The organism is Enterobacter sp. CCUG 70166 (assembly GCF_020224095.1).
Lineage (GTDB): Bacteria > Pseudomonadota > Gammaproteobacteria > Enterobacterales > Enterobacteriaceae > Enterobacter > Enterobacter intestinihominis.
This window is the reverse complement of the sequence record NZ_NRIQ01000003.1, coordinates 102,149-117,527: the sequence shown is the minus strand read 5'-3', so window position 1 is coordinate 117,527 and position 15,379 is coordinate 102,149. Positions and strand designations below refer to the sequence as shown.

At 56.6% G+C, this 15,379-nt stretch carries 14 protein-coding genes; 4 read left to right on the top strand and 10 right to left on the bottom strand.

Annotated features, from left to right (window positions below):
• Positions 1 to 29: 29 nt before the first annotated feature.
• The 4 genes from proY to phoB form a co-directional block, all read right to left on the bottom strand.
• The gene (proY, locus tag CKK19_RS01915) at positions 30 to 1,403 is read right to left on the bottom strand and encodes a proline-specific permease ProY (RefSeq protein ID WP_017383160.1); all 1,374 of its coding nucleotides are present in this window, start codon (positions 1,401 to 1,403) and stop codon (positions 30 to 32) included.
• An 81-nt stretch (positions 1,404 to 1,484) separates the two neighbouring features.
• Entirely contained in the window at positions 1,485 to 2,804 is a 1,320-nt protein-coding gene (gene brnQ, locus CKK19_RS01910) for a branched-chain amino acid transporter carrier protein BrnQ (RefSeq protein ID WP_003859118.1), read from the bottom strand.
• Positions 2,805 to 3,213: 409 nt separating this feature from the next.
• Positions 3,214 to 4,509 (bottom strand): phosphate regulon sensor histidine kinase PhoR, encoded by a 1,296-nt coding sequence (phoR, locus tag CKK19_RS01905; RefSeq protein ID WP_023299433.1) that lies wholly within the window; start codon positions 4,507 to 4,509, stop codon positions 3,214 to 3,216.
• Positions 4,510 to 4,530: 21 nt separating this feature from the next.
• On the bottom strand, positions 4,531 to 5,220 hold the full coding sequence (gene phoB, locus CKK19_RS01900; protein ID WP_003859122.1) for a phosphate response regulator transcription factor PhoB: 690 nt from the start codon (positions 5,218 to 5,220) through the stop codon (positions 4,531 to 4,533).
• Between the two features lie 187 nt (positions 5,221 to 5,407).
• Here phoB and sbcD point away from each other — a divergent pair, with 187 nt between their 5' ends.
• Complete coding sequence (gene sbcD, locus CKK19_RS01895) at positions 5,408 to 6,613, top strand: exonuclease subunit SbcD (RefSeq protein ID WP_063854070.1); 1,206 nt, start codon at positions 5,408 to 5,410, stop codon at positions 6,611 to 6,613.
• Complete coding sequence (gene sbcC, locus CKK19_RS01890) at positions 6,610 to 9,741, top strand: exonuclease subunit SbcC (protein ID WP_063854071.1); 3,132 nt, start codon at positions 6,610 to 6,612, stop codon at positions 9,739 to 9,741. The genes sbcD and sbcC overlap by 4 nt, the downstream gene beginning before the upstream one ends.
• A gap of 87 nt (positions 9,742 to 9,828) precedes the next feature.
• Here sbcC and mak read toward each other — a convergent pair whose 3' ends face one another.
• A complete protein-coding gene (mak, locus tag CKK19_RS01885; protein WP_003859127.1) occupies positions 9,829 to 10,734 on the bottom strand; it encodes a fructokinase in 906 nt (301 codons plus the stop codon).
• A 123-nt stretch (positions 10,735 to 10,857) separates the two neighbouring features.
• Here mak and rdgC point away from each other — a divergent pair, with 123 nt between their 5' ends.
• Positions 10,858 to 11,772, top strand: coding sequence for a recombination-associated protein RdgC (rdgC, locus tag CKK19_RS01880; protein WP_063854072.1), 915 nt, complete (start codon positions 10,858 to 10,860; stop codon positions 11,770 to 11,772).
• Positions 11,773 to 11,819: 47 nt separating this feature from the next.
• Here rdgC and ppnP read toward each other — a convergent pair whose 3' ends face one another.
• The 5 genes from ppnP to CKK19_RS01855 form a co-directional block, all read right to left on the bottom strand.
• The gene (ppnP, locus tag CKK19_RS01875) at positions 11,820 to 12,107 is read right to left on the bottom strand and encodes a pyrimidine/purine nucleoside phosphorylase (RefSeq protein ID WP_003859131.1); all 288 of its coding nucleotides are present in this window, start codon (positions 12,105 to 12,107) and stop codon (positions 11,820 to 11,822) included.
• 71 nt (positions 12,108 to 12,178) lie between these two features.
• Positions 12,179 to 12,856 carry an AroM family protein gene (locus CKK19_RS01870; RefSeq protein ID WP_063854073.1) on the bottom strand — a complete coding sequence of 226 codons (678 nt, stop codon included), beginning with the start codon at positions 12,854 to 12,856 and terminating at the stop codon, positions 12,179 to 12,181.
• Positions 12,857 to 13,092: 236 nt separating this feature from the next.
• Complete coding sequence (gene yaiA / locus CKK19_RS01865; RefSeq protein ID WP_023305565.1) at positions 13,093 to 13,284, bottom strand: protein YaiA; 192 nt, start codon at positions 13,282 to 13,284, stop codon at positions 13,093 to 13,095.
• Positions 13,285 to 13,328: 44 nt separating this feature from the next.
• Positions 13,329 to 13,853 carry a shikimate kinase AroL gene (gene aroL, locus CKK19_RS01860; protein WP_063854074.1) on the bottom strand — a complete coding sequence of 175 codons (525 nt, stop codon included), beginning with the start codon at positions 13,851 to 13,853 and terminating at the stop codon, positions 13,329 to 13,331.
• Positions 13,854 to 13,997: 144 nt separating this feature from the next.
• A complete protein-coding gene (locus CKK19_RS01855; protein ID WP_022647211.1) occupies positions 13,998 to 14,456 on the bottom strand; it encodes a YaiI/YqxD family protein in 459 nt (152 codons plus the stop codon).
• 97 nt (positions 14,457 to 14,553) lie between these two features.
• Here CKK19_RS01855 and proC point away from each other — a divergent pair, with 97 nt between their 5' ends.
• Entirely contained in the window at positions 14,554 to 15,363 is an 810-nt protein-coding gene (gene proC / locus CKK19_RS01850; protein ID WP_038415461.1) for a pyrroline-5-carboxylate reductase, read from the top strand.
• Positions 15,364 to 15,379: the final 16 nt, after the last annotated feature.

Below are 15,379 nucleotides of genomic sequence, written 5' to 3'. Positions count from 1 at the left end.
TCAGCCCACGGGGAGAGGGGAAAAGAATGTTACTGTGCTTCCGCCAGCTGACGATCGCGGCGACATTTAAACATCCAGCCCACCAGCAGCAGGACGATCCACGCGAAGCCCACGTACAGGGAAATACGGGTATCCGGGTGATAACCAATCAGGCCAATGATGAAGACCAGGAAGATGAGACCGACAATGGTCGTTGGCACGCCGCCCGGCACTTTAAACTTCAGCGCTTTGGCCTCTTCTGGCGACAGGCGGCGACGGAACGCAATCTGCGACAGCAGGATCATGATCCACACCCACACCGTCGCAAAGGTCGCCAGCGACGCAATCACCAGGAAGACGTTCTCCGGCATAATGTAGTTCAGGTAGACCGAGAACAGCAGCGCCACGGTCATAACCAGCACCGTTACCCATGGGGTACCGCGACGCGACGTTTTGGCAAACACCTTCGGCGCACTGCCCTGCTCCGCCATGCCGTGCAGCATACGGCCCACGCCGAACACGTCACTGTTGATGGCCGACAGCGAGGCGGTCAGCACCACAAAGTTGAGAATGCTGGCGGCAAACGCAATGCCCATATGCTGGAAAGTCAGGACAAACGGGCTGCCGTTGGTGCCCACCTGGTTCCACGGGTAGATGGACATAATCACAAACAGCGTGCCCACGTAGAACACCAGGATGCGCATCGGCACCGAGTTGATGGCGCGCGGAATAGACTTCTCCGGATCTTTCGCTTCCCCGGCGGTGATGCCGATAATCTCGATTCCGCCATAGGCGAACATGACCATCTGCAGCGACATGACCATCCCGAGCCAGCCGTTGCTAAAGAAGCCGCCGTTGCTCCACAGGTTGTGAATGCCGGTTGGCTGTCCACCGTTGCCGATACCCCAGATGATAATGCCGAAACCGGCGAGGATCATGATGATAATGGTCGCGACCTTGAAGAAGGAGAACCAGAACTCCAGCTCGCCAAACACCTTCACGCTCATCAGGTTAACGGCGCAGATAATCAGCACCACGCTCAGCACCCAGATCCAGTGCGGCACGGCGGGGAACCAGACCCCCATATAGATACCAAACGCCGTCACATCGGCAATGGCAACAATCAGGATTTCGAAGCAGTAGGTCCAGCCGGTGATAAACCCGGCCAGCGGGCCTAAATTTTCCTGCGCGTAGCGGGAGAAGGAACTGGCAGAGGGGTTGTGAACCGACATTTCGCCAAGGGCGCGCATGATGATATACGCCGCCACTCCGCCGATGATGTAGGCCAGCAGAACGCTTGGACCGGCCATTTTGATGGCATCTGCCGAGCCATAAAAAAGACCGGTACCGATAGCCGAGCCCAGCGCCATAAAGCGGATGTGGCGGGTGCTCAATCCACGTTTAAGTTTGTTAGTGCTTTCCATTAAAATCTTGCCATTCAACACGAAAAAAACAAAAAACCACGGGGCCTTAAGCCCCGTGGTTAAACAATTTGTTGCCGTTGATTAATGGGCGTTGGATGTCACCTGACGCCCTGCCGCACGGTCCCAGATAATCGCCAGAACCAGCGCTACAACGGAAGGCATCAGCCAGGCCAGGCCCTGCTCGGACAGCGGCAGACGCTGTGTCCAGGCTGGCAGGATTTCTGCAAATGCTGATGCTTTGATCCCGTCAAGGATACCAAAAATCAGGCTGATAAACATGGCTGGCGCAATAATTCGCGTGGAGTTATGCCACCACGGACGGGTGAAGCTCAGCACTACCAGCACGATACATGGCGGATAGATCGCCGTCAGCACCGGAATTGAGACCTGAATCAGGTGGCTCAGACCGAGGTTTGACACCGCCATGGAGAAGATGCCGAGGATAAACACCAGCGTGCGGTAAGAAAGCGGCAGATACTGAGCGAAGAACTCCGCGCAGGCGCAGGTCAGACCCACCGCCGTCACCAGACAGGCCAGGAAAATCAGCGCCGCCAGCAGCATGCTGCCTGCACCACCAAAGGTGTGCTGCACGTAAGCATGCAGGATCGCCGCGCCGTTTGCGCTCTGATCGACCAGCGTTGCGCTATCTGAACCCAGACGGAACAGCGCCAGATACAGCAGCGTCAGGCCGACACCGGCCATCAGGCCAGCCCAGATGGTGTAGCGAGTCAGCAGACGCGCTTCGGTCACCCCGCGGGAACGCGCGGCGTTAACTATAACGATACCAAACACCATCGCGCCAAGCGTATCCATCGTCAGATAGCCGTTCACGAAACCGTTTGAGAACGCCGCGTTCTGGTAGGCGTCCATCGCGGAGCTGATGGGCCCCGCAGGCCAGACGATGGCCGCAACCGCCAGCACAATCAGCGCCACAATTTTCAGCGGTGCCAGGAAGTTACCCACAGTATCCAGCAGTTTGCCCGGATAGAGAGAAACCAGAATCACGATGGCGAAGTAAATGAGGCTGTAAATAAACAGCGGCATCGCGCCGTCACCGGTCAGCGGGGCAATACCCACTTCAAAGGAGACGGTCGCCGTACGCGGGGTCGCGAACAGCGGGCCAACGGCCAGATAGCAGACGGTTGCCAGCAGAACGCCAGCCACTTTGCCAATCGGGGTGCTGAGGCTGTCCACACCGCCACCGACTTTCGCCAGCGCGATAACGGTCAGTACCGGCAGGCCCACGGCAGTAAGCAGGAAGCCAAACGCAGCCGTCCAGACGTGTTCACCCGCCTGTAAGCCAACCATTGGAGGAAAAATGATGTTACCTGCGCCAACGAACAGCGCAAATGTCATAAAGCCCAGCGCGATAATGTCACGCGATTTCAAGTGATGGGTCATAAAACCTTACTGCCTGTGGATGTGGTGTTGAATACGTTGAGATTTTCGCCATCCCTGACGGGACGATACAGCGGAAAATTTGCTCAATTTCAGCGGGATATGCTCCCGTCCAGGCGTGGCGAAGAATAGTTTTTCGATTTACCACGCAAATACAGTCGGTCTGACAGTATATGGGGGGCAATTTAAACGCTTATAACGTTTAAAGGCAAGAAGGGATCGTAAAACCAGAACAATATGCCAGCATGAAAATTCAGACCAAAATAATATGCCATGTATAAGAAAAACTCATGGCTAATCATGCGAACAAAAAAGCACCAGCCGTATAATATTCACTCGCGTTTCGCTTGACTGCAAAGCAAACGGGCCAGCAATCGCTGGCCCGTGGAAAGGTAGCCTGACACACACGCTGTCAGGCACTTTTTTTGGCAATTAATCGTTCCGGGATCACGAAGCTAAAGCGCGTGCCCTTACCCAGGGTGCTTTCGATATTGAGCCGGCTTTCGTGGTGGCTGACGGCATGCTTCACAATTGCCAGCCCCAGTCCGCTCCCGCCGGTCTGCCGCGAGCGCGCCTTATCCACCCGGTAGAACCGTTCGGTGAGACGCGGGAGGTGTTCAGGCCCAATCCCCGGCCCGTTGTCCTCGACGCTAAACTCAGCCCCTGCCGGAGTATGCTGCCACCGCACCGCGATATGCGTCCCTGTCGGGGTATGATTCACGGCGTTATAGACCAGGTTTGAGATAGCGCTTCGCAGCTCATCTTCACTGCCGAGCACTTTCAGCGTGTTATCAACATCAAAACTCAGGGTGTGTTGATTATGGCTCAGCGTTTGGGCTTCGCGCTCCACCACTCGCAGCATCATCGGCACATCAATGATGTCGTTTAGCGCCAGCGACGGGGCAGCCTCAATTTTTGAAAGCGTTAGTAGCTGTTTGACCAGCCCTTCCATGCGGAACGTCTGTTCCCGCATGGTATGCAGCGCTTTCTCACGCGGCGCCCCCTCAAGCGTTTGCTCCTGCATCATCTCCAGATAGCCCTGAAGCACCGTCAACGGCGTACGCAGCTCGTGGCTGACGTTGGCAAAGAAGTTACGTCTCGCGCCCTCAAGCTGATGCATCTGGGTGACATCCCGCGCCACCATCAGCCACTGCCGATCGCTGTAGGGCATCACGCGAATTTCAAGATGGCGACCGTTATTGAGCTTCAGATTGTGCGGACGACTAAAATCACGCGTTTTCAGATACAGCGTGAACTCGGGATAGCGCAGAAGGTTGAGGATGTTCTGACCGTTATCATCCGGCCAGCGCAGGCCCAGCAGCTGCTGTGCGAGGCCATTGCACCAGAAGATGGTCCCTTCTTCCGTCGTCAGGATCACTGCGTCCGGCAGCGACTCCGCGCCGCTGCGAAAGCGTTTTATCAGGCTTCCCAGCTCACGACGGCGCTTTTTATTACGCATCTGCATCTGGTGCAGGCCGTAGAGTAGCGGTTCCCAGCTCCCGCTTCCCGGCGGGGGTGTCATACTTCTGTCGACCCACAGCCACCAGGAAAGACGCAGTAAATTCCAGAAATGCCAGACGAGCAACCCCGTCACGGCCACCAGTAAAAACCACGGCAGATAGCCAAAAATAGCCCCCAGAATGAGGGCCGGAATACAGCATAAGATCAGTTCAAAGACGAGCCTTTTCCATGACAGACGTTCCAGCACGCGTCACACTCCTGTCATTGTTCAGAAACGGGTCGAGAAGCGATAACCCGTGCCGCGGACCGTCTGTACCATGCGATCGTGGCCGCTCAGTTCCAGTGCTTTACGCAGGCGGCGAATATGGACGTCAACCGTTCGGTCTTCGACATAGACGTTAGTTCCCCAGACGTTATTCAGCAACTGTTCGCGGCTGTAAACGCGCTCCGGGTGGGTCATAAAGAAGTGCAGGAGTTTAAATTCGGTGGGGCCCATATCGAGGGGATTTTCACCGGTCATGACCCGGTGTGAGGTAGGATCCAGGCTCAGGCCCTGCATCTCAATCACCTCTTCCACCGCCATCGGTGAAATACGGCGCATCACGGCTTTGATACGCGCCACCAGCTCTTTCGGGGAGAACGGTTTGGTGATGTAATCGTCCGCGCCGGTTTCCAGACCGCGCACGCGATCCTCTTCCTCACCGCGCGCCGTCAGCATCACCACCGGGATATCGCGGGTCATCGCCTCGCGTTTGATATGCTTGATAAACTGCAATCCGGAACCGCCAGGCAGCATCCAGTCCAGCAGGATCAGATCGGGCCAGGGTTCATTCAGCTGGTTCACCGCGCTGTCATAATCTTCCGCTTCAACCGGCTGGAAGCCATTTTGTTCAAGCACGAAGCACACCATTTCACGGATCGGAGCTTCATCTTCTACGACCAGAATACGTCTCGCCATACTTTGCCCTGTCTTATCGTATTTAAGTTACAAGTCTGTAATGCGGCGTCATTATGCGTCAGATTTATGACAGATTTATGAAAAACATTACCACGATAAATAGCAAACTGTTGTTTTATTACAGCGGTTATTTTCCGTTCCCCGAACGTTTATAATCCTGCTTTCTTATTATTGCCACGGATCTTTTATGCGCATACTTCACACCTCAGACTGGCACCTGGGTCAAAATTTTTACAGCAAAAGCCGCGCCGCGGAACATGACGCGTTCCTGAACTGGCTGCTGGAGACGGCTCAGGCTCACGAGGTGGACGCAATTATTGTGGCGGGCGACATTTTTGATACCGGATCGCCGCCGAGCTATGCGCGTGAGCTGTACAACCGTTTTGTGGTCAACCTCCAGCAAACCGGTTGTCACCTGGTGATTGTCGCCGGAAACCATGACTCGGTCGCGACGCTGAATGAATCCCGCGATATTCTGGCGTTCCTCAATACCACCGTGGTGGCCAGCGCCGGACACGCGCCGCAGATCCTGAAAAAACGTGACGGCACGCCGGGCGCAGTGCTATGCCCAATTCCGTTTTTACGCCCGCGCGATATCGTGCAAAGCCAGGCAGGCCTGTCCGGGAGCGAAAAACAGCAGCATCTGTTGCAGGCCATCACCCGCTATTATCACCAGCAGCATACGGAAGCCTGCGCCCTGCGCGGCGAACAGGCAATTCCTATCGTTGCCACCGGGCACCTCACCACCGTCGGGGCCAGTAAGAGTGACGCGGTGCGCGAGATTTATATCGGTACGCTGGACGCGTTTCCAGCGCAAAACTTTCCCCCCGCCGACTACATTGCCCTCGGGCATATTCACCGGGCCCAGATCGTCGGGGGATGCGAGCATATTCGCTATTGCGGCTCGCCCATTTCCCTCAGTTTTGACGAAACGGGCAAAGCCAAATCCGTGCATCTGGTGAGCTTCACCGAAGACAAACTTAGCGCCGTTGAGACGCTTGAGGTGCCGGTCACCCAGCCGCTGGCGGTGCTGAAAGGCGATCTGGCCGCCATTACCGCTCAGCTTGAGCAGTGGCGCGGCGCAGCGCTTAATCCCCCCGTCTGGCTCGATATCGAAATCACCACCGATGACTACCTGTACGATATGCAGCGTAAAATTCAGACGCTGACGGAAGACCTTCCCGTGGAGGTGCTGCTGGTACGTCGCAGCCGCGAGCAGCGCGAGAAAATTCTGCTGAACGCCCAGCGTGAAACGCTTAGCGAACTTCGGGTTGAAGAGGTGTTCGCGCGGCGGCTTGCGCATGAAGAAGTGGACGAGGCCAGGCGCACCAGGCTTAACGAGCTGTTTGCCCATACCCTGCATTCCCTCAATGACGAGGACGAAAACGCATGAAAATTCTGAGCCTGCGTCTGAAAAATCTGAATTCGCTAAAGGGTGAGTGGAAAATCGATTTCACCGCGGAGCCTTTCGCCAGCAATGGGCTGTTTGCCATCACCGGCGCAACCGGCGCGGGTAAAACCACGCTGCTGGATGCCATCTGCCTGGCGCTTTACCACGAAACACCGCGTCTTAATAAGGTCTCTCAGGCACAAAACGACTTGATGACGCGCGATACCGCCGAATGCCTGGCTGAAGTGGAATTTGAGGTCAAAGGCGTTGCTTATCGCGCTTTCTGGAGCCAGAACCGCGCCCGCAACCAGCCAGACGGGAACTTACAGGCACCGCGCGTTGAGCTGGCCCGCTGCGAAGACGGCAAAATTCTGGCCGATAAAGTCACGGATAAGCTGGAACAAACCGCCGCACTCACCGGGCTGGACTATGGTCGCTTTACCCGCTCGATGTTGCTCTCACAGGGGCAGTTTGCCGCCTTCCTGAATGCTAAACCGAGCGATCGCGCAGAGCTGCTGGAAGAACTGACCGGCACGGAAATTTACGGCCACATTTCCGCCATGGTTTTTGAAAAACACAAAGCGGCACGCAACGCGCTGGAGATGTGCGAAGCGCAGGCCGCAGGCGTTGTGCTGCTGAGCGAGGAACAGCAGCAGCACTTGCAGCAAAGTTTGCAGGCACTTACTGATGAAGAAAAAATCCTGCTGGCACAGCAGCAGAGCCAACAGAAAGATTTTCAGTGGCTTACGCGTAACGACGAGCTGATACGTGAGCAGCAACGCGCAGCCGCTTCGCAGCAGCAGGCGCAACAGGCTCTGACGGACGCCGCGCCGCAACTGGCGAAGCTCCAGCTGGCACAGCCCGCCGCCCAGCTACGTCCGCTGTGGGAGTATCAGCAGGAGCAGACCACCCGCCTGGCGCAGACAACAGCGCGAATTGTTGAAGTAAACACTCGCTTACTCGACAGAGCGGCGCAGCGCTCGCGTATTCGCAACGGTGCGCTGCGCAACCGTGAACAGTTGCAGACAGAGCACAAGGTACTGACGCAGTGGCTAACAGAACACGAACGTTTCCGTCAGTGGGGGCAGGAAATTGCCGGCTGGCGGGCGCATTTTACGCAACTGAGTCGCGATAAAAATCAGCTTGTGGCCCAGTCAGCGCGTATGGCTGAGCTTCGTCAGAAACTGGCTGAGATGCCGGAGAGTACGCTGACGCTGACGGCTGAGGATCTCGCGACGGCAATGGAGCAACAGGCACAATCGCGGGCGCTCCGCCAGCGTCTGACTGCGCTTCACGCTCGCTATCAGCCGCTGCAAAAACGGCTGCGCCATAATGCGGAAAGCGTGCAGAAAGCGCAGGCTGAGCAGGGTAAGCTCAATGAAACGCTGATCCTGCGGCGTCAGCAGTTCAAAGAGAAAAATCAGCACTATGCCGACCTGAAAGCGCTCTGTGAGCGTGAGGCGACAATCAAGGATCTTGAGAACTATCGTGCACAGCTCGAAGCGGGTAAACCTTGCCCGCTCTGCGGTTCAAGCGAACATCCGGCAGTTGTGCAGTATCAGGCGCTTGAACTGACCGACAATCAGCGCCGCCGCGACGCGCTGGAGAAAGAGGTTGCCGCGCTAAAAGAGGAAGGATTGCTGGTGCTCGGGCAGGTGAATGCGCTCACCCAACAGATCCAGCGCGAGACAGAGGAAGTACAGGCCCTCTCTCAGGAAGAGCAAGCACTCACTAAAGAGTGGCTGGAGGTCTGCGCCTCCCTGAACATAGCGCTGAATATTCAGGATGATATTGCCCCCTGGATGAGTGAACAGGAGCAGTATGAACGCCAGCTGTATCAGCTTAGCCAGCGTCTGACGCTGCAAAACCAGCTCAATGAACAGGAAGATCAGGCGCGCCAGTACCAGCAGCAGCTGACGGCGACGCGTCAGGCGCTGGCGGCCTCGTTACAATCGCTGTCGCTTAGCGTGCCCGATGAAGGGGCTGAAAGCGCCTGGCTGAGCGCGCGCGAAAGCGAATATACCCTGTGGCAGGAAAAACAGGCCCAGCACGGTACGATTCAGGAACGTATTAACGCCCTGATGCCCATCCTGGAGACGCTGCCGGATTCTGATGACGCAGAAGCCGACGCGGTTATCCCTGAGAACTGGCGCGGCATCCATGACGAATGCGTGTCGCTACAAAGCCAGCTCGCCACCCTACAGCAGCAGGAGACGCTTGAGCGTGAACGGCTTCAGCAGTCGCAGGCTCAGTTCAGCGCCGCGCTGACCGCGAGCTGCTTTGCCAGTCAGGAGGCATTTCTCTCCGCCCTGCTGGATGAAGCGTCGATCCGCCAGCTTGAACAACAAAAGCAGACGCTGGAGAACCAGCTCCAGCAGGCCACGGCGCTCTCCGTACAGGCAAACCAGCAGCTTCAGGCGCATCAGGCACAGCGCCCCGAGGGGCTGGAAACCGACGCCGCAACCCTTCAGGCGCAGTTACACCAGCTGGCGCAACTGCTTCGTGAAAACACCACGCATCAGGGGGAGATCCGCCAGCAGCTCAAGCAGGACGGTGATAACCGTCTGCACCAGCAGGCGCTTATGCAGCAGATTGAGGAGGCGGCGCGTCAGGCTGACGACTGGGGCTATCTCAATGCGCTGATAGGCTCCAGCACCGGCGATAAATTCCGTAAATTCGCCCAGGGGCTGACGCTGGATAATCTGGTGTGGCTTGCCAACCAGCAGCTCAACCGTCTGCATGGCCGCTATCTGCTTCAGCGTAAAGCCAGCGACGCGCTGGAGCTGGAGGTGGTTGATACCTGGCAGGCCGATGCGGTACGCGATACCCGTACCCTGTCCGGCGGGGAAAGTTTCCTCGTCAGTCTGGCGCTGGCTTTAGCGCTTTCCGATCTGGTCAGTCACAAAACGCGCATTGACTCGCTTTTCCTGGATGAAGGGTTCGGCACGCTCGACAGCGAAACGCTGGACACCGCGCTGGATGCGCTCGACGCGCTGAACGCCACCGGGAAAACCATCGGCGTGATCAGCCACGTAGAGGCAATGAAAGAACGTATTCCGGTGCAGATCAAGGTGAAGAAGATAAACGGGCTGGGGTATAGCAGGCTGGACAGGGAGTTTGCGGTGCAGTAAATGGGGGATGTTGCCCTCACCCTGGCCCTCTCTCTGTGGGAGAGGGTACAAACATCAAAAACGGCAACGCAAGTTGCCGTTTTGCGTTTATTCCGGCCAGAGCCACGCCGCGCCGCGCACACCGCTGGAATCTCCATGGACGGCTTTGCGGATCGGCGTTTCGCATTCGCCCCCAAATACCCACTGTTTCACCAGCGTTGGCACCGTCGCGTACAGCCGGTCAACGTTGCTCATGCCGCCGCCCAGCACAATCACGTCCGGATCGAGGATATTGATCACATGCGCCAGTGATTTAGCCAACCGCATTTCGTAGCGGCTGAGCGCCAGTTCAGCCACCGGATCCTGCTCCTCAACCAGACGCATAATCTCGTTGCCTTTCAGCGGCTGGCCGCTCAGACGATGATAATCGGTGGCAAACCCCGTGCCGGAAATAAAGGTCTCAATACAGCCCTGCTTGCCACAGTAGCACGGCACCTCGGCACGGTATTTGAGTTCATCTTCGTCCATCCACGGTAACGGGTTGTGCCCCCACTCACCCGCGGTGCCGTTGCCGCCAATATGCGAGCGCCCACCGAAGGCCACGCCCGCCCCGCAGCCGGTACCGATAATGACCGCAAATACGGTCTGCGCGCCAGCCGCTGCGCCATCTACGGCCTCAGAGACCGCCAGGCAGTTAGCGTCATTTGCCAGACGCACTTCCCGGTTCAGACGCTGGCTTAAGTCTTTATCAAACGGCTGACCGTTGAGCCAGGTGGAGTTGGCGTTTTTCACCACGCCGGTATACGGCGAAATGGAGCCGGGGATCCCCATCCCGACCGTGCCCGTCTCGCCCGTTGCCTGCTCTGCCATATCGACCAGACGGGCAATCGTCTCTATGGTCTGGTGATAATCATCGCGCGGCGTAGGCAGACGGTGGCGAAACAGTTGCTCCCCCTGCTCGCTCAACGCAATAACTTCTGTTTTGGTGCCGCCCAAATCAATCCCAATACGCACAAGACACTCCTCATTATTTTGATTATCAACAGAGTAGAAGCCCACTTCCCGATTAGCAATGCAAGCGATGCGACAATTCGTTATCATGCCCGCTGATTTAACGACAAGGCCGTGGAAATTATCATGCTGTGGTTCAAAAATTTGATGGTTTACCGTCTCAGCCGCGACGTTTCGCTGCGTGCAGAAGAGATGGAAAAACAGTTAGCCGCTTACTCCTTTACCCCTTGCGGTAGCCAGGATATGGCAAAAACCGGCTGGGTTCCGCCAATGGGTTCTCAAAGCGATGCGCTGACCCACGCCAGCAGCACGGGGCAAATCATCGTTTGCGCCCGCAAAGAAGAGAAGATCCTGCCGACGCCTGTGGTGAAGCAGGCGCTCGAAGCGAAGATCTTCAAGCTGGAAGCTGAACAGGGCCGTAAGCTTAAGAAAACCGAAAAAGATTCACTGAAGGATGAAGTGCTGCACTCGCTGCTGCCGCGCGCCTTTAGCCGCTTTAGCCAGACCATGATGTGGATCGACACCGTGAACGGGCTGATCATGGTCGACTGCGCCAGCGCCAAAAAAGCGGAAGATACGCTGGCGCTGCTGCGTAAGAGCCTTGGCTCATTACCGGTGGTACCGCTGGCACTGGAGACGCCGATTGAGCTGACCCTGACTGAGTGGGTGCGCAGCGGGACTGCCGCGCAGGGCTTCCAGATCCTTGATGAAGCAGAGCTGAAAGCGCTGCTGGAAGAAGGCGGCGTGATCCGCGCGAAGAAACAGGATCTGGTGAGCGACGAGATCGCCGTGCACATTGAAGCGGGCAAAGTGGTGACCAAACTGGCACTCGACTGGCAGCAGCGCATTCAGTTTGTGATGTGTGATGACGGCTCCGTGAAGCGCCTTAAATTCTGCGATGAACTGCGCGATCAGAACGAAGATATCGACCGCGAAGATTATGCTCAGCGCTTTGACGCAGACTTTATCCTGATGACCGGCGAGCTGGCGGCGCTGATCCAGAACCTGGTGGAAGGTCTCGGCGGCGAAGCGCAGCGTTGACAGGCAAAACGTAGGCCGGGTAAGCGAATGCGCCACCCGGCATGCTTTTATTTCAGATAGCGGCACAGATATGAGGTTGGCTCTGCAACCTGTAAATGGAACTCGCTGTGGCCCGGCACGTTGAACACCTGCCCGGCACTATAGACTTTCCATTCCGTTTCACCCGGCAGCAGGACGTTCAGCGCACCACTGACCACCGTCATCTCTTCCGCTTCTGCGGTGCCAAAGGTGTATTCCCCTTCCGCCATGACGCCGACACTGGCGCGGCCAGTGCTGCTGCTGGTAAAACCAATGGATTTCACTTTACCGGAAAAGTATTCGTTACTTTGAAGCATGAACTGGCCCTTATATTTATAGAGAAAAATCCACTATAGGGGCCATGCTCATGACCTGTCACGAAAAATCATTACACCAGTAATTCTGACGCCAGACGCGCCATCAGGACGTTAGAGAGCAGCACCGGAACATCCAGCGTCTTTTGCAGTAAATCACGATGCCGTTGATGGAAGCCCAGGCAGTCCAGCATCAGGACATCCGCCCCTCTGTCGATCAACTCCTGCCCGGCCGCAATCAGCTTCGCTTCGCTGTCCCAGAACGGGTTTGCCAGCGCGTACAACGGGGTGTGCTCCAGCGCGGCCCACTTCACCGTCTGGTTATCCAGCAGTTCTTCTACGGGAACGATAACGCCCACCTGATGACCATCAACAATTGACGCCACCAGCGGGGGGATAATCCGCATCGGTTCGAGCAGAATGGCATTACGCGCGCTGAGTCCTTTAACGGGTGCTGTGCTCATCAGCAAAATGACGTCATAGTCCTGATTGTCGAGCACTTCGATCACACCCTGTAGCGCGCGCTCAATTTTCTGGCGTGACACGTGCGCCAGTTTACCGTCACTGAGTAACGTTGCCAGGGGATCTTCCCCCTCCCCGACTGCGTAGTCTTCCATGACCTCTTCCCGACTCAGCTTCCCTAACAGACTGAGATGCGTAATTTGTTGTTCAGAGACATGCTCGGTTAAGAGCGGTAATACTTCGCTTACAGGGACCACACCAATCGTGAGGATCGCCAACGTCGCCTTCATTTTGATCGCCTTCCGTTACTACCACTACTGCCACACAGGTACAGGCTCACTACGCTGCACTGTTCATTTATTCAACAAAACAGCACCAAGCGTAGCAGGGGATCTCTACACCGTAATGTAAAGATCGACTGGCCTTTCCAAATCTACCTGTAATAACTAAATATTAACTGCTGCTTAACATCAGCGATAAGTTAAAAATGTGATTCAGGCACGGTTGTAACGAATTCGGATTCTTGTCAGGACTTCTCGGGATCCTCATAGCGCCGTTTCGCATCCAGCGCTTCCTGTTCGGTTTCATGTTCGCTGATCAGCGAATCAGGTTTAGGGTGATCGGCACGCAGCTGGTACCAGGTTACGGTCTGATCGCTATTACCTTTTTCAACGGTAACGATGCGGGCTTCACGTGGATAGGGAGGTCTGGTTGGCATAGCTCATCCTTTTTTTATGTCTGAGCTATGAGTATAGACGGCTGTCAGCTGGCGCAAGCCAAACGCAGGGCGGTAATAATCTGAATCGCAACTTTCTCGGGTGACGCTGACGCATCCACAACGTGGTGTGCCGCCTCGCGGTACAGTGCATCGCGTTCGGCGAGGACCTCGCTGACCTCTTCACTCAGCGGTTTCGCGGTCAGCGCCGGGCGCTGCCCCTCTTCCGGAAACGCCTCCAGCCGCCCCACCAGCGTAGAAACCGGGGCACAAAGGTAGATTACGACACCCTTTTCGCGCATAAACTGGCGGTTATACGGCGCCAGAATAAAGCCTCCACCGGTCGCAATCACGGTCGACGGTGCGGTCACCGCTTCCAGCGTGGCCGTTTCGCGCGCACGAAAGCTCTCCCACCCCTCATTTTCCACGATATCGGCGATGGTCTTACCGGCATTCTCCTGGAGCCAGTGGTCAGTATCGACAAACTGACTCTGGCACAGACGCGCCAGCTCCAGACCAACGGTGGTTTTCCCACAGCCGCGAGGGCCAACTAAAAAGATGGGTGGGTTCATAACCAGGTGTTCCCCTTGCTGCCGGATAACTGAAGGCTGTAAAGAAATGATTGCAGAAGATGTTGCGCTAACTTTACTGCAAAGCGGTACGGAATGACAAGCCTGTGGAAGCCACACTGTACCACAAAACAGCCCGGAGGTGGGCTACGCCGGGCGGCGCTTCACTTCCAGCAGCCATTTATCCAGCTCGGCGGCAAACTGCTGGCGATCGCGCTGCGACAGGCTGTCCGGCCCACCGGTTTGCACGCCGCTGGAACGCAGGGTATCCATAAAATCACGCATGGTGAGCTTCTCCCGGATCGTTGCCGGAGAGTAGCGCTCGCCGCGCGGGTTAAGCGCCGCGGCCCCCTTCGCCAGCACGTCGGCAGCCAGCGGGATATCCGCCGTGATCACCAGATCTCCTGCGTCACACAGGCGTACTATCTCGTTATCTGCCACGTCGAACCCGGCCGGCACGCGCAGAGAACGAATGAACCTGGAGGGCGGCACGCGGATATTCTGGTTCGCCACCAGCGTCATCGGCATCTGCACCCGCTCGGCGGCGCGGAATAAAATCTCTTTAATCACATTCGGACACGCGTCCGCATCAACCCAAATCGCCATAGTGTCTCCCCATTATGATTCTGGCGACTATTGTCGCCTGCATTTCGTTGTTAAGCTATCAATGAGAGATAACAACGCATAATAACGGAGAGACGTGATGGATAAGAAAATCGGGTTTATCGGCTGCGGAAACATGGGTAAAGCTATCCTCGGTGGACTGATAGCCAGCGGCCAGGTGCTGCCGGGGCAGATTTGGGTCTATACCCCATCCCCGGATAAAGTCGCGGCGCTGCGTGATGAGTATGGTATCAACGCCGCCGAAAGCGCGCAGGAAGTGGCTCAGGTGGCGGACATTGTCTTTGGCGCCGTTAAGCCGAATATCATGATTAAAGTCCTGAGCGAGATCACCTCCAGCCTGAACAAAGAGAGCCTGGTGGTGTCGATTGCCGCAGGCGTGACCCTCGACCAGCTCGCCCGCGCGCTGGGGCACGACCGTAAGATTGTTCGCGCCATGCCAAACACCCCGTCGCTGGTGAATGCCGGTATGACCTCCGTTACCCCAAACGCGCTGGTTACTTCTGAAGAGGTGGCGGATGTATTGAACATTTTCCGCTGCTTCGGCGAAGCGGAAGTGATTGCCGAACCGATGATCCACCCGGTTGTCGGCGTGAGCGGTTCTGCCCCGGCGTATGTCTTTATGTTTATCGAAGCCATGGCCGATGCCGCCGTACTTGGCGGTATGCCGCGCGCGCAGGCCTACAAATTTGCAGCGCAGGCGGTGATGGGCTCGGCCAAAATGGTGCTGGAAACGGGTAAACATCCGGGCGAACTGAAAGATATGGTGTGCTCGCCGGGGGGCACAACCATTGAAGCCGTGCGCGTGCTGGAAGAGCGCGGGTTCCGCTCCGCCGTGATCGAGGCGATGGAAAAATGCATGGAAAAATCAGAGAAGCTGAGTAAGTCCTGATGCGTTACGCCGGGCG

Coding starts and splice junctions, on each gene's coding strand:
- proY (WP_017383160.1), bottom strand. CDS start 1,403: ATGGAAAGCACTAACAAACTTAAACGTGGATTGAGCACCCGCCACATC.
- brnQ (WP_003859118.1), bottom strand. CDS start 2,804: ATGACCCATCACTTGAAATCGCGTGACATTATCGCGCTGGGCTTTATG.
- phoB (WP_003859122.1), bottom strand. CDS start 5,220: ATGGCGAGACGTATTCTGGTCGTAGAAGATGAAGCTCCGATCCGTGAA.
- sbcD (WP_063854070.1), top strand. CDS start 5,408: ATGCGCATACTTCACACCTCAGACTGGCACCTGGGTCAAAATTTTTAC.
- sbcC (WP_063854071.1), top strand. CDS start 6,610: ATGAAAATTCTGAGCCTGCGTCTGAAAAATCTGAATTCGCTAAAGGGT.
- rdgC (WP_063854072.1), top strand. CDS start 10,858: ATGCTGTGGTTCAAAAATTTGATGGTTTACCGTCTCAGCCGCGACGTT.
- ppnP (WP_003859131.1), bottom strand. CDS start 12,107: ATGCTTCAAAGTAACGAATACTTTTCCGGTAAAGTGAAATCCATTGGT.
- CKK19_RS01870 (WP_063854073.1), bottom strand. CDS start 12,856: ATGAAGGCGACGTTGGCGATCCTCACGATTGGTGTGGTCCCTGTAAGC.
- yaiA (WP_023305565.1), bottom strand. CDS start 13,284: ATGCCAACCAGACCTCCCTATCCACGTGAAGCCCGCATCGTTACCGTT.
- aroL (WP_063854074.1), bottom strand. CDS start 13,853: ATGAACCCACCCATCTTTTTAGTTGGCCCTCGCGGCTGTGGGAAAACC.
- CKK19_RS01855 (WP_022647211.1), bottom strand. CDS start 14,456: ATGGCGATTTGGGTTGATGCGGACGCGTGTCCGAATGTGATTAAAGAG.
- proC (WP_038415461.1), top strand. CDS start 14,554: ATGGATAAGAAAATCGGGTTTATCGGCTGCGGAAACATGGGTAAAGCT.